At 72.2% G+C, this 24,585-nt stretch carries 16 protein-coding genes; 4 read left to right on the top strand and 12 right to left on the bottom strand.

The features are described from left to right. Positions 1-282: 282 nt before the first annotated feature. A complete protein-coding gene (locus tag WMF45_RS48580; RefSeq protein WP_437713941.1) occupies positions 283-1,767 on the bottom strand; it encodes a serine/threonine-protein kinase in 1,485 nt (494 codons plus the stop codon). Between the two features lie 293 nt (positions 1,768-2,060). Here WMF45_RS48580 and WMF45_RS48575 point away from each other — a divergent pair, with 293 nt between their 5' ends. Both WMF45_RS48575 and WMF45_RS48570 read left to right on the top strand, forming a co-directional pair. Further along, positions 2,061-2,804, top strand: a complete 744-nt coding sequence (locus WMF45_RS48575) for a hypothetical protein (RefSeq protein WP_437713939.1) — start codon at positions 2,061-2,063, stop codon at positions 2,802-2,804. Between the two features lie 7 nt (positions 2,805-2,811). Further along, positions 2,812-7,083, top strand: coding sequence for a serine/threonine-protein kinase (locus WMF45_RS48570; RefSeq protein ID WP_437713937.1), 4,272 nt, complete (start codon positions 2,812-2,814; stop codon positions 7,081-7,083). A 34-nt stretch (positions 7,084-7,117) separates the two neighbouring features. Here WMF45_RS48570 and WMF45_RS48565 read toward each other — a convergent pair whose 3' ends face one another. From WMF45_RS48565 to aceB, 5 genes are all read right to left on the bottom strand, one after another. Beyond that, positions 7,118-11,065: a serine/threonine-protein kinase gene (locus tag WMF45_RS48565; protein WP_437713935.1), complete on the bottom strand. Its 3,948-nt coding sequence runs from the start codon at positions 11,063-11,065 to the stop codon at positions 7,118-7,120. An 11-nt stretch (positions 11,066-11,076) separates the two neighbouring features. Further along, positions 11,077-11,877 carry a hypothetical protein gene (locus WMF45_RS48560; protein WP_437713933.1) on the bottom strand — a complete coding sequence of 267 codons (801 nt, stop codon included), beginning with the start codon at positions 11,875-11,877 and terminating at the stop codon, positions 11,077-11,079. A 227-nt stretch (positions 11,878-12,104) separates the two neighbouring features. Beyond that, positions 12,105-14,465, bottom strand: coding sequence for a glutamine--tRNA ligase/YqeY domain fusion protein (locus tag WMF45_RS48555; protein WP_437713931.1), 2,361 nt, complete (start codon positions 14,463-14,465; stop codon positions 12,105-12,107). Positions 14,466-14,783: 318 nt separating this feature from the next. Next, positions 14,784-16,082 (bottom strand): isocitrate lyase, encoded by a 1,299-nt coding sequence (gene aceA, locus WMF45_RS48550; RefSeq protein WP_012241336.1) that lies wholly within the window; start codon positions 16,080-16,082, stop codon positions 14,784-14,786. Between the two features lie 75 nt (positions 16,083-16,157). Next, a complete protein-coding gene (gene aceB / locus WMF45_RS48545; protein WP_437713928.1) occupies positions 16,158-17,780 on the bottom strand; it encodes a malate synthase A in 1,623 nt (540 codons plus the stop codon). Positions 17,781-17,990: 210 nt separating this feature from the next. Here aceB and WMF45_RS48540 point away from each other — a divergent pair, with 210 nt between their 5' ends. Beyond that, positions 17,991-19,421, top strand: a complete 1,431-nt coding sequence (locus WMF45_RS48540; RefSeq protein ID WP_437713927.1) for a helix-turn-helix domain-containing protein — start codon at positions 17,991-17,993, stop codon at positions 19,419-19,421. Positions 19,422-19,439: 18 nt separating this feature from the next. On the opposite strand, the gene WMF45_RS48535 is transcribed toward WMF45_RS48540, so the two are convergent. The 3 genes from WMF45_RS48535 to WMF45_RS48525 are packed head-to-tail and all read right to left on the bottom strand — an operon-like array spanning position 19,440 to position 21,958. After that, positions 19,440-19,811, bottom strand: coding sequence for a response regulator (locus WMF45_RS48535; protein WP_437713925.1), 372 nt, complete (start codon positions 19,809-19,811; stop codon positions 19,440-19,442). Next, on the bottom strand, positions 19,811-20,503 hold the full coding sequence (locus tag WMF45_RS48530; protein ID WP_437713923.1) for a histidine kinase: 693 nt from the start codon (positions 20,501-20,503) through the stop codon (positions 19,811-19,813). The genes WMF45_RS48535 and WMF45_RS48530 overlap by 1 nt, the downstream gene beginning before the upstream one ends. Positions 20,504-20,530: 27 nt before the next feature. Beyond that, positions 20,531-21,958: a sigma-54-dependent transcriptional regulator gene (locus WMF45_RS48525; RefSeq protein ID WP_437713921.1), complete on the bottom strand. Its 1,428-nt coding sequence runs from the start codon at positions 21,956-21,958 to the stop codon at positions 20,531-20,533. Between the two features lie 812 nt (positions 21,959-22,770). On the opposite strand from WMF45_RS48525, the gene WMF45_RS48520 reads away from it, so the two are divergent. Further along, positions 22,771-23,250 carry a hemerythrin domain-containing protein gene (locus WMF45_RS48520; protein WP_437713919.1) on the top strand — a complete coding sequence of 160 codons (480 nt, stop codon included), beginning with the start codon at positions 22,771-22,773 and terminating at the stop codon, positions 23,248-23,250. Between the two features lie 34 nt (positions 23,251-23,284). Here WMF45_RS48520 and WMF45_RS48515 read toward each other — a convergent pair whose 3' ends face one another. The 3 genes from WMF45_RS48515 to WMF45_RS48505 are packed head-to-tail and all read right to left on the bottom strand — an operon-like array spanning position 23,285 to position 24,417. Next, entirely contained in the window at positions 23,285-23,569 is a 285-nt protein-coding gene (locus tag WMF45_RS48515; protein WP_437713917.1) for a hypothetical protein, read from the bottom strand. Between the two features lie 15 nt (positions 23,570-23,584). Then, positions 23,585-23,806 carry a hypothetical protein gene (locus WMF45_RS48510; protein WP_437713915.1) on the bottom strand — a complete coding sequence of 74 codons (222 nt, stop codon included), beginning with the start codon at positions 23,804-23,806 and terminating at the stop codon, positions 23,585-23,587. A gap of 53 nt (positions 23,807-23,859) precedes the next feature. Beyond that, entirely contained in the window at positions 23,860-24,417 is a 558-nt protein-coding gene (locus tag WMF45_RS48505; protein ID WP_437713913.1) for a hypothetical protein, read from the bottom strand. Positions 24,418-24,585 lie beyond the last annotated feature (168 nt).

Genomic DNA, 24,585 nt, shown 5'->3' with positions numbered 1-24,585 from the left:
CTTGCTGGAGGCGTATGGACATGAGAGCTTTCCGGAGCGGCGGGGCGCGGGCGAGAGGTCGAGCGACCCGCGGGCGGCCCTTATAATGGCACCTATCGTGGAGCGGCAATCGCCCCTCGCTCGTTTTTGCGTCGTCATATCGACTCCGGGAGCTCCCGAGTCCGCCAGGGGGTCCACGCCGAGCGCGCGCCCGTCGCCGGCCTGACATCGCGCGTCGCGGGGGCGCGGCGCGCGCGGCGCTGCGGGGCGCGCGCTGGCCGCGCGCCCTCCGCGTCCTCTGCGTCAGAGCGCGCGGCACCGCAGCGTCGGCGCCGGCGAGGAGCAGTGCCCGGAGAGCTCGCCGATCAGCAGGAGCCCGGGCGGCCCCGCGGAGAGCTCGAGTCCGCCGATCCCGCGGACCGCCGCCTCCGTCGCGCAGAGCGCGTGCACCGCGTCGACGGGCGCCCACGCCCCGACCCGGGCCAGGTCGCCGCCGATGATCTCCGGGTGGTTCGCCGAGCGCACAACGACCTGCCCGGCGTGCAGGCACAGGTTCGTGTGCACGCGCGTGTCCGGGCCGCTCCTCAGGGCGATCTCCTCGTGGAGCGAGGCGGCGATCTCGATCACCGCCGCGCGCTCCAGCAGCGACTCGCGCAGCTCGCTGGAGAGGAGGCGCACGGCGAGGATCTCGCTGCCGGTCACGGAGACGAGCGTGAGCCCGGCGTCCCGGAGGCGCTCCTCCGCGAGGTCGAGCACGAGGCCGAGCTCCTCGGCGAGCGCGTCGTCGAGATCGTCGGCGTCGGTGCGCACCCGGAGATCGAGGTAGATCGCGATCGCGTCGGTCTGGAGCTCCGGCATGCTGCTCCGCCCCGACGTCGGCTCGCCGACCGCCTCGCGCAGCGTGTAGAGGAAGCTCTTCACCGAAGGATAGCGGTGCTCCGGCTGCTTCTCCATGCAGCGCAGCACCACCGCGTCGAGCGCGGGCGGCAGCGGGGTCCGCCGGCTCGGGCGCGGCGCGGGCTCCTCCAGGTGCTGCCGGAGCAGCTCGGTCGCGTCCGGCGAGTAGAACGGGAGCTTGCCCGTGAGGAGCCTGTGCAAGAGGACGCCGAGCGCATACACGTCCACGCGCGCGTCGAGGACGCCGCCGAGGATCTGCTCGGGCGCCATGATCGTGAGGGTGCCAGGCGCCCTCCCCGCCGTGGTGAAGCCGCTCGCCCCCTCGTCCGGCTCCATCAGCTTGGCGATCCCGAAATCGAGGAGCTTGACCGCCCGCGGGGCGCCCCGCGAGACGAAGATGTTGCTGCCCTTCACGTCGCGGTGGATGATCCCGGCCGCGTGCGCCGCGTCGAGCGCCGAGCAGACCGGCTCGAGAAGCTCGAGCGCCTGCTCCGGCGAGAGCCGCCCCTCCTGCCGGAGGAGCACGTCGAGCGTCACCCCGTCGAGGTGCTCCATCACATAAAACGGCCGGCCGTCCGCGAGCTCGCCGGCGTCATGAATCTCGACGATCCCGGGGTGATTGAGCAGCCGCACCACCTCGATCTCGCGCAGGAAGCGCTTCACCATCTTCGGCGACGCGGCGAGCGTCCCGTGGAGCACCTTCATCGCCACACGCGCGCCGGTCTGGAGGTGAATTGCCTCGTACACGGCGCCACATCCGCCCCGGGCGATGGGCGACACAATGCCGTACGCACCCGCCCGCGTGCCGCACGGCAGCTCACCTCGGGAAAAGGACCTCTCCTCCAGTGAAAATGCCCGTGTCTCGTTATCTCGTGTCGCCAAAGCATCCATCGTCATAACCCCCCCGATGCGACTAAGGACTCACCCGAGCGAGGATTTTCTCCGCGCCAGACGGCCGGGTTGGCGCTACACGTCGCTTCGCCAAGTGGTACAGTAAATCCATCGTTATCCTTACGGTAGCCTATTCCATCTGCTAGCAGAACGGGCGCGGAGGGGGACAGATGAAGAGGCGAATCCGAGCGCTGTGCGCACACACATTTCTGTTGGCTTCAGTGCCGTGCTGCGGTGGCAGCGACGGATTTCCCGCGGAGTGGGGGTCGGTCGACGAGGTCTCAAGTGCGCTCGTGAATCACAACGCGCTGAACCCGAACGCCCTCAACCCGAACGCCCTCAACCCGAACGCCCTCAACCCGAACGCCCTCAACCCGGTTGCGCTCGCCCCGAACAGACTCGCCTCGAACGCCATCTCGGCGGCGGTCCGCGCCGCCATCACCCGCCCAGGGGAGCTCGGCGCGATGTCCAGGCAGCTCCTTCAATACATCGTCGGCTGCGCGCTGACCCCGTCGCAATCGTTCAGGTTCTCGTGGCGGGACGAGCGCGGCGAGCTGCGCGAGGAGGTCTACCCGGGTTACCTCGGGCTCGCGGCGAGCTGGGCCATCGCGCCGCTGAGCGAGTCCCGGGAGCAGTGGGTCTCGGCCTGCGTGGCGTCGCGCGCCAACCGGGCCGGCATCTCCGTGATGATCTCGTCGCGCGCGGCGCACCTCGCCCTCAGGCACCCGGACGCGAGCGAGGTCGAGTCGTATCCGGTGGAGGAAGGCGCCTTCTGGGGCGATCTGTTCGCGACCCCGCCCCGCCTCTATGCCTGCTACAAAGAATCCAACGTGGAGAGCTCTCGGGCCCTCAGCAGGGACTGCGCCGCGGGGCTCGCGGAGCCCGGAGGGGGCGTCCGAGAATGCCCGAACATTCACATCGTGGGCTCATGCGATCTCGCGTGTGACGCGCTCAGCGCGGCCGGCGGCCATCGCCCGAGCTGCACCGACGATCGAGGCGAGTCGTGGCCCGCGGTGATTACGACGTTCCTGCCATGAGGCCCCCATGTTGCCCGATGCTCGTCGAGGCGGAAGCGCGGCTCGCTCCGGGGCGCCCACCGCGCCCACCGCGCGGTGCAAGGAGTGTGGCAGGCGCGTCGCGCACGCGGATCCGGGGTGTCCGGAGCACGGCCCCGTGGTGCGGCAGGCGAGCCCCGAGCCCGGCGCGGACGAGCCCAGCGGCAGCTGGCTGAGCGCGACCGCGCTGCCCAGCATCGAAGGCTACCGAGGCGTCCGGCTCGCCGGCGCAGGCGGGTTCGGGGCCGTGTTCGCGGCCGAGCCCGAGGAGGGCGGCCCGACCGTGGCGATCAAGGTCGCGCGCGCCGACCAGCCGGACGCGAGCGCGCGCCTCGTCAAGGAGATGCGGGCCCTCTACGACGTCGGGCCGCCCCACGTGCCCGCCGTCTACGGGTGCGGCCAGCTCGCCTCGGGCACGCCGTACTTCGTCATGGAGTACCTCGACGGCCCCACGCTCGCCGACCGCCTCGTGGCGCGCGGGGTCGCCGTGCCGATGCCGGCGCGCGAGGCGTGCGCCCTCGCGCGCGCCGCGCTCCGGGCCCTCGAGGCGATCCACGCGCGCGGCTACGTGCACCGCGACGTCAAGCCGGAGAACATCTTCGTCGCCGGCGCGCCGCTCGCCGCGCGCGCCGGAGACGGCGGGCACCGCGCCACCATCATCGATCTCGGCCTCGCCGCGGGGCACCGCGAGCCGTCGCCCCGCATCACCGCCGAGAGCGACGCGCCCGGCACCGCCGAGTACATGGCCCCCGAGCAGTGCGACGGCCGCGGCGACGTCGACGCGCGCGCGGACGTGTACGCCCTCGGCGCCGTGCTGTTCGAGCTGCTCACCGGCAAGCCGCCCTTCTGGGGACCTCCCGCCCTCGTGCGGCAGGACCACCTCGGCCGCCGCCCCCCGCGGCCCTCCCTGATCGCGCCGATCTCGCGCTCGCTCGAGGAGGTGGTGCTCCGGTGCCTCGCGAAGGACAGGGGCCAGCGCTTCGCGAGCGCCGCGGCGCTCGGCGCCGCCCTGGAGAGCTTCGAGCGCGGCCAGGAGCGCCGCCCCTCGCGCGTCAGGGGCCCCACCACCGATCCGCCGCCGCCGAGCGCCCGCAGCGTCGAGCGGCGCGCCGTCGCGCTCCTCTTCTTCGAGGCCGAGCTCGACGTCGTGGCCCTCCAGCGGAGGCTCAGCGCCCTGGGCGGCGAGCTCGCCCACGCCGCGGGCGGCCGCTTCGTCGCCGTCTTCGATCACGCGGACGGCGCGAGCCCGCTGCGCCGCGCGGCGCACGCCGGCCGCGAGCTCGAGCAGCAGCGCGTCCTCTCCCGCGGGCTGCTCGACCTCGCGACCGTGTCCGTCCAGCCGCGGCCCGACGGCACGCGGCGGTTCCTGAGCCCGCTCTTCCACCGCGAGGATCGGCTCGCGGCGGGCGGCCCTCCGGGCCTCACCCTGTCGCCGGCGGCCGCGGCGGCGCTCGGCGACGACGCCTCCCAGGCCCCGGGCGACGGCCTCCCCCCGCCAGGGCCGGCCTCCGGCCAGCCCGGGCTGGCCGCCGCCCTGCCCGACGCCGACACCGCGTTCGACTCGAGCTCCCAGCCGCTGTTCGGCCGGAGCGACGTGCTCGACGCGCTGGTCGCGGGCGCGCGCGACGCCGTGGCGACCGCGACGCCCACCATCGCCAGCGTCATCGGCGTGGCCGGCCACGGCAAGAGCCGCCTCGCCGGCGCGCTCGCGCAGCGGCTGCGCGCGATCGAGGGGCGCGCCGAGGTGATCGAGCTCCGGACCGGCGAGCCGGTCGCGGGCGGGGCCGATCGCGTCGTCCGGGAGATCCTGCAGCGGGCGCTCGCGCTGCCGTCGTCCCCTCCGGCGGACGGCGGCAGCGCGCTCCTCCGGCGCCGCCTCGCGGGCGCGCAGCAGGCGCGGCTCGGGGCCGCCGTGGCGCTCGCGCTCGGCTGGATCAGCGACGACCCACTCGCCGAGGAGCGTTACCCGGAGCTCCGCGCGCTCTCCGCGGCGCCCGGCGCGCTCCGCGCCGCGCTCTCCGTGGCCGCCGGCGAGGCCCTCCGCCGGCGATCGCGCCGGACGCCGCTCTTCGTGGTGCTCGACGACGCGCACGTGGCCGACGACGCGGCGCTCGCCGCGCTCGAGTACGCGGCGCTCGCCGAGGCGCAGGCGCCGCTCTTCATCTGCGCGTTCGGGCGGCCGAGCTTCGAGAGCGCGCGCCCCTCCTTCGGCGAGCGCGCCGCGCGCCGCGAGACCTACCGCCTCGAGGCGCTCGATCGCGAGAGCGCGATCGCCCTCTGCCGGCGGCTGCTCCTGCCCGCGGAGGACGTGCCCGAGCCCGCGGTCGCGCACCTCGTCGAGCGCGCGCAGGGCGTCCCGCTCCTGCTCATCGAGCTCGTGCGCGGCCTCAAGCGGGGGGGCGTCGTGCGCCGGCACCCGCGGGGCGACGCGTGGTATCTCGCCACCGACGAGCTCGATCGTCTCCCCGACATGCCGCTCCTCGACTGGCTCGCGCTCGGCGAGATCGACGCGCTCCCGCCCGCGCTGCAGGCGCACGCGCGGCTCATCGCGCTGCTCGGCCCCGACGTCGCGGTCGCCGAGGTGGCCGGCGTGCTCCACCGGCTCGACGAGCACGGCGAGGCCGACGACCTCCCGCTCGACGCCGCGGTCGCCGTGAAGCGCCTGATCGCCGCGGGCCTCCTCGTCCAGGACCGGCGGGGCCGCATCGGCTTCCGCCACGCGCTGGTCCGCGAGGCGGTGGCCCGCGGCGCGCCCGAGCCGCTCCGCCGGCGCGTCCACCTCGCGGCCTTCAAGCTGCACCGCGACGCCGCGAGCGACGAGGCCGGCGAGCGCGACGCGCCGCACCTCAAGAACGATCGCCTCATCCCGTTCGCGTACCACGCCGCCCAGGCGGGCCTCGGCGAGATCGCGGAGATCGCCTACCTCACCCTGGCGGAGCGCGCGCGCGCCCGGCACGCCTACCTCGACGCGGAGACGCTCTACAGCCGCGCCCTGGAGCAGCCGATCGAGCCGACGGCCCCGGGCGGAGGCCCGCCCAGCCGCCGCGCGCCGGGCGGGGTGCGCCCCGACCGCGCGGCCGCGCACCGGGGCCGCGGCCTCATGCGCTACCGCCTGGGCCGCTACCACGACGCCCTCGCCGATTTCGCGAGCGCGCGGGCCATCGCGCGGGCGCGCGACGACATCCGGGCGCAGATCGACATCCTGCTCGACGAGGCCACGGCGCTCGACTGGATGGACGAGTTCAAGAGCTCCGAGGAGCGCGTCGAGGAGGCGGGCGTGCTCGCCGAGGAGATCACGCTGTCGCCGGCGCTCACCGCGCGCCTCGCGCTCGGCGCCGGGCGCACGCTCCACCGCTTCAGCCGGGAGGAAGAGGCGGCCGCCGCGCTCGAGCGCGCCGCGGCGTCGGCCGCCTCGCTCGGCGACGAGGGGTACGAGACGCTCGTCATCTCGCTGCTCATGCTCGGCTTCGTCCTCCAGGGGCTCGGCCGGCTCGACGACGCCGAGGACGCGCTCGGCCGGGCGATCGCGCTCTGCGAGGCGCACCACGACACGCTCCACCTCGGCTCCGTGACGAACAACCGCGCGCTCCTCTGGGCGTGCCGCGGCGACAAGGCCCGGATGATCGCCGACCTCGAGCGGGTGCTCGCGCTCGCGCGCGACCTCGGCCAGAGCGGGCTGGAGCGGGTCGGCGAGTACAACCTCGGCGAGTACCTCTACCTCATGGACGACCTCGCGGCGGCGAGGCCGCACATCGATCGCGCGCTCGAGATCGAGCGGCACCGGCTCTGCGGGGCGTGCCGGCCTGTCGCCTTGCTCCTCAAGACCCGGTTCCTCTTCTTTTGCGGCGAGCAGGCCGAGGCGCGGGCGCGGTTCGAGCAGATGCGCGAGATGCAGGAGCGCGCCCGCGACGAGGGCCAGGCCGACGCGCTGATGGTCCCCTCGGAGGAGGTGCTCTGCGCCATGATCGATCTGGCCACGCAGGACAGGGGCGCCGCGGACGACGCGGCGTGGGACGCGCTCGTGGACCGCTCGGCCCAGAGCTCCGTGGGCCAGGAGCACATCGAGGTCCTCGAGATCCGCGCGGTGACCGCGCTGCGCCGCGGCCGGCTCGCCGCCGCGCGCGGCGCGCTCTCGGCCGCGCTCGAGGCCTCAGCGCGCATCCCGAACGTGATGGGCGACCGGCTGCGCCGCCACGCCGCCGCCATCGCCGAGCGCGAGGCGGCGGAGGCCGCCCTGGATCAGCCGACGCAGCCGGCGTAGGCAGGCCGCCGGGGCGCCGCCGCCCCGCGGCGTGTCACCCGGCGGCGGCGAGCGCGAGGGTCCTCGCGTTGTCGGGCACACACGTCAAGAACCGCTCGCGAAAGGACGCGTCGCTGATCTTCGCCGCGCGGTCGAGCAGGTGCTGGCGCGCGACGGCGAGCGCCTCCGCCGCCTCGCGCGCGGCGCCCGCCGCCGCGAGCGCCTCGGCGTAGGCGAGCCGCACGAGCGCCTCGCCCTCCTCGAGCGAGCCCGCCTCCTCGAGCTGCACGAACGCCTCGCGCGCGGCCGGCAGCGCCTCCTCCGGGCGGCCCTGCGCGAGCAGCGCGCGCGAGAGCACGGCCACGGCGGCGGCGCGCAGCGGAGGCGCCACGACCAGCGCCTCGACCGCGGCGCGCGCCTCGCGCTCGGCGGCCACGGGATCGCCCGACAGGAGCATGATCTTCGCCATGTACGTCAGCGTCACGCCCTCCATGCGCCGGTCGCCCTGCTGCTGGAACGCCGCGGCGGCGCGCAGCTCGAGGCTCTTCGCCTCCTCGAGCTGCCCCAGGTGGGCGATGACGTAGCCGAGGTTCTGGAGCGCGGCCGTCTCCAGGTCGTCGAGGCCCATGCGCTGCGCCCCGGCCAGCGCCGTCCGGAGCTCCGACTCGGCCCCCTCGAAGTCGCCGAGCTCGCCGTACAAGAAGCCCAGGTTCGAGCGCGCCGCGCAGGCGTTCCGGCGGTCGCCGGCCTGCTCGAACGCCGCGCTCGCCGCCGTGAACCCGCTCAGCGCGGCCCCGATGTCGCCCCTCGTGTGCGCCCGGACCGCGCGCGCCTGCTGGTATTGCCCCGCCGCCTGCGGCTCCAGCCCGGCGGGCTCGCTCGCGGCCGCCTCGAGCATCCGGATCAGCGCGTCGGCCGCCGTGTAGCGACCGCCGAAGATCAGGTACATCGCGGCCTCGCACAGGCACATGATCCGCGCGCTGATCGCGCCGGCCGCCTCGGCCGCCCGCGTCGCCCAGGCCTCGACGCGGTCGAAGTGGCCGAGCTTCCCCTCCGCGATGATCACCTGCCCGATGGCGCGGAACCACGGCGAGCTCCCGGTCCGCACGAGGCCCGCCGCCTCGGTGCCGCGCTGCACGGCGAGCGCCGTCTCCTGCTGCCACAGGGCGATCTCCGCCTCCACGAGCCGCAGCCGCCCGAGCTCCTCGTCGGCCGCCCCGCACTGGACGCCCATCTCGGCGCGCGCGAGCGCGCTCGCCAGATCGTTCGCCTCGAGCGCCTGCTCCGCGGCCCTCCGGTACCACCGCACCGCGCGCCCCGGCTCGCCGCCGCGGCGGAAGTGCTCCGCGAGCGCCATCGCGTCGGTGTGCCCGCTGCGCTCGAGCCACTCGCCGGCCAGCTTGTGGCCGAGGGCGCGGTCCGGCTCCGTCAGCATCGCGTACGCGGCCTCGCGCACGATCGCGTGGCGGAACACGTAGTCCGTCGGGATGAGCCACCCCGGCGTCGAGACCGGCGCGATGAGCTCCCGCGCCGCGAGCGCGTCGAGCCACGTCTCGGTCTCCTTCACGCGCGTCGCGCCGCCGAGCAGCGCCGCCACCGCGAGCTTCGAGAAGCGGTCGCCGAAGATGCTCGCGGCCCGCAGCACGCGCTTCGCCTCGTGCCCCTCGGCGTCGAGCCGCGCCTCGACCGTGCCGAGCACCGAGTCGGGCAGCACGTCCCCCTTGCCCGTCGCGACCGCGCGGATGAGCTCCTCCAGGTAGAACGGGTTGCCGTCGGCCCGGTCCACGACCCGGGCCACCGTCTCCGCGGGCGTGTCCTCGCCGAGCGCGCTCCGCACCATGCGCTCGCTCGCCTTGGCGGGCAGCGGCCCGAGCTTGATCGTCTGCACCTCCCGGTCGGTCCACAGCCCGGGGAACTGCTTGCTCACCTCGGGCCGGGCCAGCGCGAGCAGCATGAGGGGCAGGTCCCGGAGGTTCCGGAGCGTCTGATCGATGAGGCGCACGGTCGCCGGATCGCCGAAGTGCAGGTCCTCGAGCACGAGCAGCACCGGCTGCGCCGCGCACTCGGCGGCGAGCCAGTCCTCCCACGCCGCGCGCGTCGCGTCGGCCATGAGCATCGCGTTGTCGCGCGCCGCGCGCAGCCCGCTCGTCTCGCCGTCGGGGAACGGCGTCCGCGAGAGCTCGCCCAGGAAGGCCGCGATCCGGCTCAGCGCCTCGCCGCTCAGGTGGCGCCCGAGCCGGCGCGTCAGCTTGCGCCGCCGGGCCTCCACCGGCTCGCCCTCGCGCATCCCCGCCGCCTTGTGGATCGCGTCGGCGATGAGGCCGAACGGGGACCCCGCGGCCATCGACTCGGCCCGCCCGGAGAGGATCTCCACCGACCCGAACTGGCGCCGCACCCGGGTCAGGAACTCCAGGCGGAGCCGCGACTTCCCGGACCCCGCCGCGCCGATCATGAGCACCGCGCTCGCCAGCGACTCGCTCACGCACCCGGAGAACACGCCCTCCAGCATGGACAGCTCGCGGATGCGGCCGACCCAGACGCTCGGCTTGCCGAGGAGCACGGGGACGCTCTCGTCGGCCGCCGTCTCGGTCGCGAGGAACGGCCCGTTCTCGTCGGTCTCCACCTTGAGCCGGCCGCCGACAACGCTGGCCGTCACGTCGTCGAGCCGGACCGCCCCCGCGTGCGCGGCCCGCAGCGCGCGCACCCCCCGGTCGATGACGTCGCCCTCGATGAGCTTCGCCGACGACACCCCGCGCCCCGTGGCGACGGCGAGCGGGATGCCGGGGAACCGCGCGCGCAGCGCGAGCGCGCACCGCGCCGCCCGCTCGGCCCGGTCCACCGCGCTCCCGGCGCCGGCGAGGATCGCGATGAGCGAGCCGCGCGAGATCTCCGTGATGTGGGCGCCGTAGGGCTCCACCGCGGCCCGCACCTCCGAGCGCGGCACCGCGGAGCCCGGGCCCTCGCTCGAGAGCTCCTGCAGCACGCTCGAGACGTCCGAGGCGCTCGGCACGCCGCCGGCCGCCGCGACGCTCATCTGCACGTCGTCCGGCTCACCGGCGAGCACGAGGGACACGAGCCGCTGCTCGCTGCGCGTGAGGAAGCCATCGGGCCGCGCCGAGCGCATGGTCGCGTCTTTCGGGGAGGCCAGCGTGGCGGGCCGCGGCGTCGCCCAGGTGTCGAGCACCTCCGCGATCTGCGCGAGCTCGACCCCGACGTCGCCGCAGTCGCGCGGCCGGTCCTCGGGGTTCTTCGCCATCATCCGGTCCATGAGCTGCTCCAGCGGCTCCGGGACGTCCGCGCGGACCTCGCGCAGCCGGGGCGTCGTCTGGAACAGGAGCTTGGCGAGCGCCGCCATGACGTGCGCCCCCTCGAAGGCCGGGCGGCCGGCGATGCACTCGTAAAAGACGCACGCGAGCGAGAACACGTCCGCCCGCGCGTCGAGGGCGCCCCCGCCCTCGATCTGCTCGGGCGCGATGTACCCCGGGGTCCCGAGGATCCCGCCCGTGTAGGTGAGCCGCCGCGACTCCCCGTCCGGGCGCGCGATCCCGAAGTCGACGAGCCTGAGCTGGCCGACGTCGCCGGCGACGAGGAAGATGTTGCTCGGCTTGACGTCGCGGTGGATGATCCCGCGCGAGTGCGCGAAGGCGAGCGCGTCCGCGGTCCTGCGCAGCACCGCCAGGCTCTCGGCGAGCGCGAGCTGCCGGCGCGCGAGGCACGCCGCCAGGTCCTCGCCCTCCAGCCACTCCATCGCGAGGTAGTGGTCCCCGGCGCCGGTCCCCCCGTGCGCCACGTACCGCACGATCCCCGGGTGGCTCAGCTCGGCGAGGATCTGCGACTCGCGCTCGAACCGCTCGACGTCGAAGGCCTCGCGGCTGTGCAGGACCTTGAGGGCGACCGGGCGGTCGTCGAGGCGGTCGTGCGCGCGATAGACCGTCCCCATCCCCCCGGCCGCAACCTGCTGCCCGACGACGAAGCGGTTCGCGAGGACGGCGCCTGAATCCACGCCGCCCGATGCTACTCGAGGAAGACGGACACCGAAGCCTTGTAGCGGTCGGTGCCGCGCGGAAAGACGCGGGGACCGCACGGAAGGTCGAGCGGCTCACTATCGCGGCAGTTCAAGAAGCTGCCGTCCGACCTCGGCCCATCGCACACGTCCTCACATTCGCCCACGACGTCGATCGGGCAACTGGCAATCGAGGGCCCGCAGACGCGCGGGATCTGCCTCTTGCCCGGCGCGAGGCAGGCGAAGAGGCGCTGCGGCTTCTGGAAGACGTTGCCGAAGTAGGTCGCCTCCGCCGCGTCGTACCTCGACCGCTCCCGCTTCGTGGACGAGAGCGCTTCGTGCTGTCCGCGGAGCGAGATCATGACGTGTTCGCCCCGGTAGTTCACGCGCGCGAGCAGGCACGCGGAGACCCACTCCTGGCAGTCTTCATCACACGAGCCGCGCTTCGTGCCCCACTCGGGCGCGAGGCCGAGATCCCCCGCGAAGCTGTAGGGCACCCCATCGACCTTGACGTCGAGGCGGGCGTCCTCGGGGAGCGCGCAGCCCACGATGAAGCTGAGGAGCTCCCTCGACTCGGGAGTACGGAGCGCGTCTCTCATCAGCGAATTACCCATCAACGAATTGACGGTCAGCGCGTTGACGGTGAGCGCATTGACGGTCAGCGCGTTGACGGTCAGCGCATTGACGGTCAGCGCGTTGACGGTCAGCGCGTTGACCGTTATGGCCGCCTGCTGGACCTCCTCCACCGCCTCATCGTCCCCTTCGAGCTCGGCAGACGCGACGCAAGCAGCCTGCGAGAACGACACCGCCACGCAAGCGAGGAGAGCGAACTGGCGTGCAGATTCCATAGTACCAATCAGATTTACACCACTCCAGCTATCAAGTTCAATTGATTTATGGAGATTTTGCTGGACATGTTTCTGCACACCTCCACGACACGCAACACCTAGTCAGGTGCCGGGAGTGGGATAACGCAGAGCGCAGCACTCGGGCGCACCCCGCGTCGGGGGGGAAGCGAAACAGCGCGTGGGTGGGAGATTTACGCCAGCTTCCTGGCCAGCAGCGTATTGACCAGGTCGGGGTTCGCCTTGCCGCCGGAGGCCTTCATGACCTGGCCGACGAAGAACCCGATCAGCTTCGAATTCCCCGCGCGGAAGCGGGAAACCTCGCCTGGATGGCCGGCGATGATCTGGTCGACGATGCGCTCCAGGGCGCCCTCGTCGGCGACCTGCCGGAGCCCTCTCTGCGCGACGATCGCCTTCGGACTACCGCCCTGCTGCATTATCTCAGCGAGGACATCTTTCGCGATCTTTCCGGAAATCGTCCCGTCATCGATCAGCGCCAGGAGCTCGCCGAGCTGCGCACCCGAGACGGGGAGGTCGCCTGTCTTCCTGTCCTTCAGCTCCCGGGCGACCGAGTGGATGACCCAGTTGGCGGCGCCCCGGGGGTTGTCGTGCACGGCGACCGTCTCCTCGAAGAGCCGGAGGAGGCCGTCGTCGTCGGCCAGGACCACCGCGTCATCGCCCGGTATCCCACGTGTATCGATGAGGTGTCTGGCCCTCTCGGCCCGCGCCGGGTCGAGCCGCGCGAGGCGCTCCTCGAAGGGCGCGCGCTCGCGCCGGGGCTCCGGCGGCGGCGCCTTCGCGGCCGGGCCCTCGGGCGCGGGCCCAGGGGCCCGGGCGGGCTTCTCGGCCGAGAGCCTCGACCACGAGTCCTTGAGCGCCACCGTGCGGTTGAAGACGGGCGCGCCGGGCGCGGAGTCGACGGGGTCCACGAAGAAGAACCCCTGGCGCTCGAACTGCACATGGCTCCCCTTCGCGACCGTGGACAGGCTCGGCTCCACCTGACACCCGCTCAGGACAACCAGCGAACCAGGATTCAAGTTCTCCAGAAAATCCTTTCCTTCGTCGACCGCGTCGGGCCGCTCGACCGCGAAGAGCCGGTCGTAGAGCCGGACCTCGGCGGTGAGCGCGTGGGCGGCCGAGACCCAGTGCAACGTCCCCTTCGGCTTGCGGCCGTCGGGCGCCTCACCGCTCTTCGTGGGGCGATCGTACGTGCAGCGGAGCTCGACGACCTCTCCTGTCGCCTCGTCTCTCACCACGTCGCGACAGGTGATGAACCCGGCGTAGCGGAGCCTCACCTGCTGCCCGGGCGCGAGCCGGAACCACTTCTTGGGGGGGTCCTCGAGGAAGTCGTCGCGCTCGATGTAGAGCACCCGGGACAGGGGGACCTTGCGGGAGCCTTCCCTCGGCACGTCCTCGGGCCAGTAGGGCGCGTCGATCTCCTCGACCTGCCCCTCGGGGTAGTTCTCGAGGACGACCCGCAGGGGGCGCAGCACCGCCATGACGCGCGGGGCGCGCAGGTTCAGATCGTCGCGGACGCACGACTCGAACTTGGCGATGTCCACCATGCTGTTCGTCTTGGCGACGCCGATCTCCTCGCAGAACGAGCGGATGGCCTCGGGCGTCACCCCGCGGCGCCGGAGGCCGGCGATGGTGGGCATGCGCGGGTCGTCCCAGCCCGTCACCAGCCCGCCCTTCACGAGCGCGAGCAGCTTTCGCTTGCTCATCACCGTGTAGCTCAGGTTGAGCCGAGCGAACTCGTACTGGCGGGGGCGGGACGGGACGTCGAGGTGCTCGATGATCCAGTCGTACAGCTCCCGGTTGTTCTCGAACTCCAGCGTGCAGATCGAGTGGGTGATCCCCTCGATCGCGTCGGAGAGGCTGTGAGCGAAGTCGTAGAGCGGGTAGACGCACCACGCGTCGCCCGTCCGGTAGTGGCGCGCGCGCTTGATGCGGTAGATCGGCGGATCGCGCATCTTCATGTTGGGAGCGGCCATGTCGATCTTGGCCCTGAGCACGTGCGCGCCCTCCGGGAACTCCCCTGCTCTCATCCGGGCGAAGAGATCCAGGCTCTCCGCAACGGACCTGTTCCTGTAGGGGCTCTCCCGACCGGGCTCCGTGACGGTGCCGCGGAGCTCGCGGGTCTCTGCCTCGCTCAGGCTGCACACGTAGGCGCTGCCCTTCTGGATGAGCTCCACCGCGAAGGCGTAGAGCCGCTCGAAGTAGTCCGACGCGAAGAAGAGCTTGTCGCCCCAGTCGCCGCCGAGCCAGCGCACGTCCCGCAGGATCGACTCCACGTACTCCATGTCCTCGGCGGCCGGGTTCGTGTCGTCGAAGCGCATGTGACACGCGCCCCCGAAGTCCGCCGCCAGCCCGAAATTGAGCAGGATCGACTTCGCATGTCCGATGTGCAGGTAGCCGTTCGGCTCGGGCGGGAACCGGGTCACGACCCGCGTGTGCCTGCCGGCGGCGAGGTCCTCGGCGATGATGTTGCGGATGAAGTTGGACGCGGCGACGCTGCTGTCAGCGTCGCTCGCTCTGGGGCTCTGCGTTGTCACAGCTCTTTTCACCTCGGCTCGGGCGGCGCCGCCCGCGCCGAGCCTACTCAAACGGCACCCGCCGGGCCACCGCGGAGACGGCGTCCGCCCGGCGCGGAGCCCGCAAGGACGGGCGCTTCGCGAGGATTCACGAGGAGAGGAGGGAGAGGCGCGGCCGGGGCCCGCGGGCAGACCGGGCAGAGACGCGGCGCGGAAGAGACGCCGCGCGGACGGGGCCGGCGGGTTACCCGGGGCGGCGGCGGGCCGGCGCCGCGCGGGCGGCGCCGCGGCGGACAGGCGCGGGCGGGCGCGACGGACGGCGCACGCCCGCGCGGGCGCTCAGAACTGGGCGGCCTCGGTTGACTCGTGGAGGGCCAGCGTGGACGCAGCGCCGCCCGAGATCACCTGGGCGACCTCGTCGAAGTAGCCCGTCCCGACCTCGCGCTGGTGGCGGGTCGCGCTGTAGCCGAACTGCTCGCCGGCGAACTCGGCCTGCTGGAGCTCGGAGTACGCCGCCATCCCCCGGCGCTGGTACTGGCGGGCGAGCTCGAACATGCTGTGATTCAGCGAGTGGAACCCGGCGAGGGTCACGAACTGGAACTTGTACCCCATCGCGCCGAGCTCGCGCTGGAACCGGGCGATCGTCGCGTCGTCGAGGTGCTTCTTCCAGTTGAACGAAGGCGAACAGTTGTAGGCGAGCAGCTTGCCCGGGAACTGCTTGTGGATCCCCTCCGCGAAGCGCTTCGCCTGATCGAGATCCGGCGTCGACGTCTCGCACCAGACGAGGTCCGCGTAGGGCGCGTACGCGAGCCCGCGCGCGATGGCCGCCTCGAGGCCGCCCTTCAGCACGAAGAAGCCCTCGGGCGTGCGCTCCCCCGTGACGAACGGCTTGTCGCGCGGATCGACGTCGGACGTGATCAGCTTGGCGCTGTCGGCGTCCGTGCGGGCCACGAGGACGGTCGGCACGCCCATGACGTCGCTGGCGAGGCGGGCCGCGATCAGGGTGCGGATGAACTGGCTGGTCGGGACGAGGACCTTGCCGCCCATGTGCCCGCACTTCTTCTCGGAGGCGAGCTGGTCCTCGAAGTGAACGCCCGAGGCGCCCGCCTCGATCATGGCCTTCATCAGCTCGAACGCGTTGAGCGGCCCGCCGAAGCCCGCCTCCGCGTCGGCCATGATGGGCGCGAGCCAGTAGCGCCCCGCCTTGCCCTCGGCGTTCTCGATCTGGTCGGCGCGGAGGAGCGCCTGGTTGATGCGGCGCACGAGCGTCGGGACGCTGTTCGCCGGGTACAGGCTCTGGTCGGGGTACATCGTCCCGGCCTCGTTGTTGTCGGCCGCCACCTGCCACCCGCTCAGGTAGATGGCCTTGAGCCCGGCCCGGACCTGCTGCATCGCCTGGTTGCCGGTGAGAGCGCCGAGCGCCGCCACGTAGGGCTCGGCGTGCATCAGGTTCCAGAGCCGCTTGGCGCCGAGGGTCGCGAGCGTGTAGTCGATACGGACGGTGCCGCGGAGGCGCGCGACGTCCGCCTCGGAGTACGGGCGGACGACGCCGCTCCACCGGCCCGGGACGGTGTCGCTCGGCGGCGCGTGCAGCGAGTCGGCGGAGATCGGCGTGTTCAGCGGGAAAGCAGCGGACATGACTGGGCTCCTAGTGCGTTGGGGTTGGGGGCGGCAGCGGCCGCTGTGTCGACGTCAAACGAAGCGCGCCGGGCGTCACGAGCGCTGCTCTCCGGCGCTGGAGATCAAGAGCTCGTAAGCAGGCAGCGTGAGGAACTCCTCGAAGGTCTCTCCGATCGACAGCCGCTCGAACAGCGCGCGCGCCTCGGCGAAGCGGCCGCCGTCGAAGCGCGCCGGGCCGAGCGCGCCGCGGAGCGCGGCCATCTCGCTGTCCACCGCCGCGCGGAAGCGCTCCACGGTGAGCGGCAGGCCGTCGTCGAGCGTCGCCCCGTGGCGGATCCATTGCCAGACCTGGGTGCGGGAGATCTCCGCGGTGGCCGCGTCCTCCATCAGGTTGTAGAGCGGGACGCAGCCGAGGCCGCTGATCCACGCCTCGAGGTACTGGACGCCGACCCGGATGTTGTGGCGCAGGCCGGCCTCGGTGCGCGCGCCCTCCGGGACGCGCAGCAGGTCGGCCGCCGAGACGCGGACGTCCTCGCGCTTGCGCTCGATCTGGTTCGCAGCCGGCATGTGCGCGTCGAACACCTCGCGCGCGAGCGGCACGAGCCCCGGGTGCGCGACCCAGGTGCCGTCGTGTCCGTCCTTCACCTCGCGCAGCTTGTCGGCGCGCACCTTGTCGAGCGCCGCGCGGTTCGCCTCGGGGTCGCTCTTGATCGGGATCTGCGCCGCCATGCCGCCCATCGCGTGGACGCCGCGGCGGTGGCACGTCTTCACGAGCAGCTGCGTGTACGAGCGCAGGAAATGCTGCTCCATCGTCACCTGCGAGCGGTCCGGCATCACGCAGGCAGGGTCGTTCCGGAGCTTCTTGATGAAGCTGAAGATGTAGTCCCAGCGACCGCAGTTGAGGCCGGCCGAGTGCTGCCGCAGCTCGTGGAGGATCTCGTCCATCTCGAACGCCGCGGGCAGCGTCTCGATGAGGACCGTGGCCTTGATCGTGCCGATGGGGAGGCCGAGCGCCTCTTGCGCGAACACGAAGACGTCGTTCCAGAGGCGCGCCTCCAGGTGACTCTCCATCTTCGGCAGATAGAAGTAAGGCCCGGTACCGCGGCGGACGAGCTCACGCGCGTTGTGGAAGAAATAGAGTCCGAAATCGAAGAGCCCGCCCGGCAGCGGCTTGCCGTCGAGCTCGACGTGCTTCTCCGGGAGATGCCAGCCGCGCGGGCGCACGAGCAGCGTCGCCAGCCTGTCTCCGAGGGCGTAACGCTTGCCGGTCGCCGGGTCGTCGTGACGGAGCTCGCGCCGCGCCGCGAGCCGCAGCGCCGCTTGCCCCTCGATGAGGTTCTTCCACGTGGGCGACGTGGCGTCCTCGAAATCGGCCATGAACACGCTCGCGCCCGAGTTCAGCGCGTTGATGATCATCTTGGGATCGACCGGCCCCGTGATCTCCACGCGCCGGTCGAGGAGGTCGTCGGGCAGCGGCGCCACGGTCCAGTCGCCCTCGCGCACATCGCGCGTCTCGGGGAGAAAATCGAACCGCTCGCCCGCGTCCAGCCGCTCTTGCACGGCGCGCCGCCGGGCGAGCAGGGCGGGTACCCGGTCAGCGAACTTGCGCCCAAGACCGGAGAGAAAGCGAAGGGCCTCTGGCGTGAGGACGGACTCGTCGCCCCCGACCCGAGGAGCGAGCAAGCGAACGCTTGCGGTCTCATGATTCTGGCTCATCCACATCTCCTGCAACGCTGCGCGTCGTTACAAGCAACCTATGTTTGTCGACGAGGTTTCAGCGTCAACTTCGCTCTGAAATGCAGGCGGATAACGATGTAGACGAAAGGGCTTTACAGCTTGTTAACGTGTAAACTATTGTAAATTTCCACCAGGCGAGCTGCGCCTACATTTCATCCAGGTTGTCCTGGTCACGTCGGGAGGGTCCCCATGGCCGATGCACCTCTTCTCGGAGCCAAGGTCCGCGCGCTCCGGCGTCGCGAGCACATGACGCAGGTCGATCTGGCGGAGCGCCTCGGTGTCTCGGCGAGCTATCTGAACTTGATAGAGAACAACCGGCGTCCGCTGACTGCGCCGCTGCTCATCCGGCTCGCCCAGATATTCCAGCTCGACCTCCAGAACTTCGCGTCGGAAGAGGACGTCCGGCTCACGGCCGATCTCCACGAGGTGTTCGGCGACCCTATCTTCGAGAGCCACGGGCTGACGAACGCGGATCTGCGCGAGCTCGTCGCGGCGTCCCCGAACGTCGCGCGCGCGGTGCTCACGCTCTACCGGACCTACGCGACGACACGCGAATCGCTGGATACGCTGGGAGAGCGGCTGGCGGGGGACGGGTTCGTCGGGGTCGACAACTCGCGGCTACCGTCCGAGGAGGTCAGCGATCTCATCCAGCGCCGGATGAACCATTTCGCGGAGCTCGAGGAAGGCGCCGAGGCGCTCTGGCGCGAGGCGGAGCTCGACGCGGACGACGTCTACCGCGGCCTCGTCCGGTACCTCCACGCGACGCGCGGCATCGAGGTGCGCATCGTCCGGGTCGCGGACGAGCGCCAGGCGATGCGGCGGTTCGACCCCGACAGGCGCGTGCTGAGCATCTCCGAGGTGCTGCCGCCCCGGAGCCGCAGGTTCCAGCTCGCGCACCAGCTCGGCCTCCTGACGCAATCGACGGCCATCGACCGCATCCTGCGCGACGAGAACCTCACGACCCCGGAGTCCCGCGCGCTCGCCCGCGTCGCGCTGGCCAACTACTTCGCCGCCGCCATCCTCATGCCGTACCAGCCGTTCCTGGAGGCGGCGCGCGCCGAGCGCTACGACATCGAGCTCCTCGCGCACCGGTTCGGCACGAGCTTCGAGCAGGTGTGCCACCGGCTGACGACGCTCCGCCGCCCGGGCGCCGAGGGGGTGCCGATGCACATGGTCCGCATCGACATCGCGGGCAACATCTCGAAGCGCTTCAGCGGCTCCGGCATACGGTTCGCGCGGTTCAGCGGCGCGTGTCCCCGCTGGAACGTCCACGCCGCCCTGATGACGCCCGGCATGATCCGGATCCAGCTCTCGCAGATGCCGGACGGCGCCGTCTACTTCTGCATCGCGCGCACCGTGCGCAGCGACCGCGGCGGCTACCACGTCCCCCACACGGTGCAGTCGATCGGCATGGGCTGCGACGTCCGCTATGCCCGCGAGCTCGTCTATGCCGACGGGATCGACCTGGACAACATCGGCGCGGCCGTGCCCGTCGGCGTCACGTGCCGGACGTGCGAGCGCCTCGACTGCGCCCAGCGCGCGCTGCCGGCGCTGCAGCACCCGCTCCGCCTCGACGAGAACCGGCGGGGCGTCTCGTTCTACGCGTCGGTCGACAAGTGAGGCGAGCCGGCGGCCCGCTCAGCTGGGCCGCCCGATCAGCTCGTTGAGCGTGGCCACGAGCCGGGCCACGTCGATGGGCTTGACCATGTGCGCGTGAGCGCCGGCCGCCCGGCTCTTCTCGCGATCGTCGTCCCCGCCGAACCCGCTCACCACGATCACCGCCCGTGGCCTGTCCGCGAGCGACGCCACCAGCTCGACGCCGCTGCCGTCGGGGAGCGACACGTCCGTCACGAGGGCGTCGACCGCGTTCCCGGCGAGCATCGAGCGCCCTTCGTCGCACGTGCGCGCCACGAGCACGCGGAAGCCGCGGCGGCGGAGCGCCATGCCGAGCAGCGCCGCCGTGTCGTCGTCGTCGTCGAGCACCAGCACCTGCGGCAGCTCCGCGCTCATCAGGCCCCCGCCTTGCGATCGGCCGCGTTCAGCGGCCACTCCAGGGTGATCTGCGTCTCCGCGCCGACGCGGTCGGCCCGCGCCTCGCCGCCGTGCGCCTTGAGCACGCCGTCGATCACCCGGACGGGCAGCCCGCCGTCGGCGAGCGGATCCGCGTCCGGCGCGAGCGCCGCCTCGAAGAGCTTCTCCACCGAGGCCGCGCTCGAGTCGCTCGTCAGCACCACCCGCGCGCGATCCCCATGGGCCGCGAGCGCCACGACGACCCGCGCGCGGGCGACGTTCAGGGCGAGCATGAGCGCGTCCGAGAGCGCCGCGGTCATCGACGCGGCGTGCGCGACGCCGCGCACGGGGGCGAGGTCGAGCGCCACCGTGACGTCGCGCCGCCCGTAGACGAACGACGCCTCCGCGACGGCCTTCTGGACGAGCGCCTCGAGGTCGAGCGGCTGCGCCGGGGCGTCGAGCTGCCGCGACAGCTCGGACGCGGCGGTGTAGCGGTCGGCGAGGCGCAGCAGGCGGCGCACGCCCCGCCGCGCCATGGTGAAGTACGCCGCGTTCTGGGCGGTGGCGTCGCCCCCGAGGACGCTCTCCAGCTCGTTGAGCGCCGTGGCCACCACCCCGGCGGGCCCGCGCACGTCGTGCCCCGCGCGCGCGAACAGCTTGTAAATCGAGTCGGACAGCCCCTTTTCGCTCATTCGATACGCCTCGCCTCGCGCCCCGCCTCAGCTCAACGAGGAGCTCGCCGAGCCCGGCGAAGAGGCCGCCTTGTCTGGGCCCTCGTCCCCGCCCGAGCCGTCCTGCTCCCCGTAGCGCTCCAGCTTGCGGTAGAGCGTCCGCCGGTCGAACCCGAGCATCTGGGCGGCGCGCGACTTGTTGCCGCCGACGAGCGCGAGCACGCGCTTGATGTAGCGCTTCTCGAGCTCGTCCATCGTCATGATCTCCGCCGGCTCATCGACGGCGACGACGAAGCGGTCGGGCCGGTAGGCCTGGACCTTCTCCGGCAGGTCCTCGACCGTGATCTGCTCGAAGCGAGCCAGCGCCACCGCGCGCTCGATGCTGTTCTCGAGCTCGCGCACGTTGCCCGGCCAGTTGTACGCCGTGAGCTTCTCCGCGGCCGCGGTCGAGAGCGCGAGCACGCCCTTGCTGCTGCGGGACGAGAACTTCTCGAGGAAGTGCATCGCGAGGTGGAGCACGTCGGTGCCGCGCTCCCGCAGGGGCGGCAGGTCGATCTTCACGACGTTGACCCGGTAGTAGAGGTCCTCGCGGAACCGCTTCTCGTACACCTCGGTCTCGAGGTCGCGGTTCGTGGCCGTCACGATGCGGGCGTCGAAGGGGATCTCGGCGTTCGAGCCCACCGGCCGCACCTTGCGCTCCTGCAGCGCGCGGAGCAGCTTCGGCTGGACCTCGAGCGGCATCTCGCCGATCTCGTCGAGGAAGATGGTGCCGCCGCTGGCCTCCAGGAACAGGCCGGTGCGCTGGGTCTTGGCGTCGGTGAAGGCGCCGCGCGCGTGGCCGAAGAGCTCGCTCTCGAGGAGCGCCTGGGGCACCGCGGCGCAGTTGACCGCCACGAAGGGGCCGGACCGGCCGCTGGCCTCGTGGATCGCCCGGGCGATGAGCTCCTTGCCGGTGCCCGTCTCGCCGTGCACGAGGACCGAGGCGTCGCTCCGCGCGACGCGCCCGATCAGATCGTAGACGCGCTTCATCGCAGGGCTGCGCCCGACGAGGCCCTTGGTCTGCTGGACGTCGTGGGCCGCCTCGCGCAGGCGCTTCACCTCCGAGCGGAGGCGCCTGTGCTGGACGGCGCGCGAGACCGTCAGGCCGAGGAGGTTCGCGTCGAGCGGCTTCGTGACGAAGTCGAACGCCCCGGCGCGCATGGAGGAGATGGCGGTCTCCATGCTCCCGAGCGCCGTCATGACGATGACGAGCATGTCGGGGCGCGCGCCGAGGATGCGCTCGCAGAGCTCCAGACCGCTCATCTCGCTCATGCCGACGTCGGTCAACACGACGTCGAAATCGTCCTCGCTCACCAGCTCGAGCGCGCTCTTGGCCGAGGTGCGCGCCGCGACGGAGAACTCCTGCCTCTTGAGGAGGGCTTCGACCAGATCGCACGTCGCTTCGTCGTCGTCGACGACGAGTATCCTGCCGCTCATCGCGTGTCCTTCCCCGGCAGCTCTTCTAAAGGTCGACCGCTGCCTGCAGTTGCAGGGAACGTGCCACGGGGAGTCCGCGCCATCAAGCCCAGTCCGCTCCTCACCGACGTCCTTCGAACGTGACGTTTCGCCACAGGTGCGCGTTCTTGCCCCATCCTGGATGGCACCGGCCGCGCGCAGCGGCCGAGCGGTCCGCCGCCGACGGGGGCCAGCGAGCGCCGCTGCGCCCCAGGTGCCGCGGCCGGCAGGGGGACCCACCGACCCGCCCCTCCTTCACGGACCGGCACGGGCCGGCAGCCATGGACCGGCACGGGCTGGCAGCGCGCCTCCGCGGCGCATATCGCGCGCCTCCGACGGGCCACGCGGGCGAGGGGCCGCTACCGAGGCATCGCCGCGGTCTCCCCCCCCCCGGACGCCGCGCGCCGCTCTCGATCGGTCGGCGCCGCCTGCCGGCAACAGCCGAGTTCGCCCGTGCTCCGGGAGCCATGCGAGAGGCGAAATTCCACATCGATATTCCCTGTCCGGCGTCCAGCGTCTCTTCGCATCCGGAATAAACCTAATCGGCACGGTGATTGCTTGACTGCGCCTCATGCAGAAGAGGGGGCGTGAGGGGGGACTCGCGCGCCCGCGGGCCTTGCCGCTGACGCTGCGCGCGCTGCGCGACGGCGCCATGTCGCCCCGCTGAAGGCTCGGCGCACCGTCGCGGGCCCTCGGCCGACGCCGTTGCGCGCGCTGATCGCGAGCGAGCGCGACGAGCTCCTTTCCACCCCGATGAACAACAACCCGACGTCCGGTCCTCGAGAGGAGAATGCATGAAGGCGACACAGCTCTTGAAGGGGCAGCACCGCGAAGCCGAGAGGCTGTTCGATCTGGCCCTCTCGACCACAGGCGATGTCCGGGGAGCGACGGACGAGCTGACCAAGCACCTCCTTGCCCACATGCTCGCCGAGCAGGTGGTCCTCTTCCCGGAGCTGCTCGCCATCGAGCCGGACCTCATCGGCGGAGCTTGCGAGGAGCATACGGTCACGCGGTTCGAGATCCGCCGCGTGGTCGGCACGGCGCCCGAGGACCCGAGCTTCAAGGCCAGGCTCGCCACCCTGAGGGAGCTCGTCATGCACCACGCCGAGGAGGAGGAGCGGGACCTCTTGCCGAGGATCGAGGCGGAGCTGACCGAGGACACGAACGAGCGCCTCGGCCGGCAGATGCTGGAGCTCTTCGAGGCGCTCATCGCCCACTCCCGCCGCCCCCACGCCTCGAGCCACGCCCCGCTCCGCACGGCGAGGGCGGCCTGACGGCCGGCGCCCTCGTCCGGCGGGTGGTGGTGGATCAGGGGCCGGTCGCGGGCGCGTCGCCGGGGCCGGTCGGGCCGCCGTGCGCGGGTCCGTATCCATGGGACTCGCCGTAGCCGAGATCCTCGGGGACCATGGGGTCCGCCGGGCTCGACGGAGCGGTCGAGGCGGGGCTCCGCGCGTCGTTCGTGACGAGCTCGTAAACGCCGCGCTCGAGCTCCACCTCGTCGAGGGCCGAGCCGCAGGCCCGGCAGGGCGTGGCCGCCGTCGACACGAAGACGTACCGGCGGCCACAGGATTTGCATCGGAGCTCGCGGATCATCGCTGCTCACCCGGTTCAGTTGGGTTGACCTCGCCGCGCCGCTTCCTCGGCTTCGCGCAGCTCGTCGCCCTCGGGTCCGTCGAGCGCGCGGGCGGCCTCCTCGGCGTGCTCCTTGATCTTGCCGGCCTTCACCGACTTCTCCACCCCTTCTCGGTAACGCCGATCGGCCGTGCGGTTGCCCTCTCCCTCGATGTCCGCCGACGGGGTCTGCTGAGTGGCCTTCTGATTCGCCATCATGTCCTCCTCGTGCTCGTGTCGAGCTTTGCTGGGCCCAGGCGAGCGGGCTTGCATCAAACGCGCCGCTTCACCGCCTGGATCGCGCGATCCAGCTCCTCCACGCGCTGGTAGACGCCTTGTTTCACCCGGTCGAGGGTCTCGCCGCTCGCCGCGTCGAGGTCGCGCAGGCTCCTGCGGACCGCCTCCGACTTGTCCTCCACGTCCTTCATCAGCCTGCCGACCTCGTCCTTGGGCAGCTTCTTCTCGGCCTTTTCGCGGAGCTCGACGGCATCCTTCTCGAGGTCCTCGATCCGGCGCGACGTGGACGCGCGCACGTCCGCGCGCGCCTTCGCCAGCTCCGACTGGGCCTCCGCGGTCTTCTCCTGGGCCTCGGCGGCGGCGTTGTTGAGCTTCTCCGCGGCCTCGCGGAGCGCGTCGTCGGTGGCCCGCTCGGCCTTCTGGTCGATCTCGGCGACCTTCTTGTCGAGCTCGGTGGCGACCTCCGCCGCCTTCTGCTGCGCCTCGCGCTGCGCGCGCTCGGCCTTGGTTTGCGCGTCCGCCGTGGGAGACTCGCAGCCCACGACGGCGCTCATGACGATGGCGATAGGCAGGAATGTTCGGACGGTCAACATGATGATCTCCTCTGGTCTGCGGTCGACGCGCGACCTTGCGCCCGGGCGAGCGCCCGGCGCGACACGGACGCGCTCTCGACCCCGCGCGCCGCCCGGGATGGGCCTCATGGCGCGATAGATGGGTCGGTCCGCGGGCATTGCGACAGGCGTGCCATGCGGAACCATGGA

Source organism: Sorangium sp. So ce448, assembly GCF_051520915.1.
GTDB classification, from domain to species: Bacteria; Myxococcota_A; Polyangia; order Polyangiales; family Polyangiaceae; genus Sorangium; species Sorangium cellulosum_B.
This window is presented reverse-complemented; position numbering and strand designations above follow the sequence as displayed.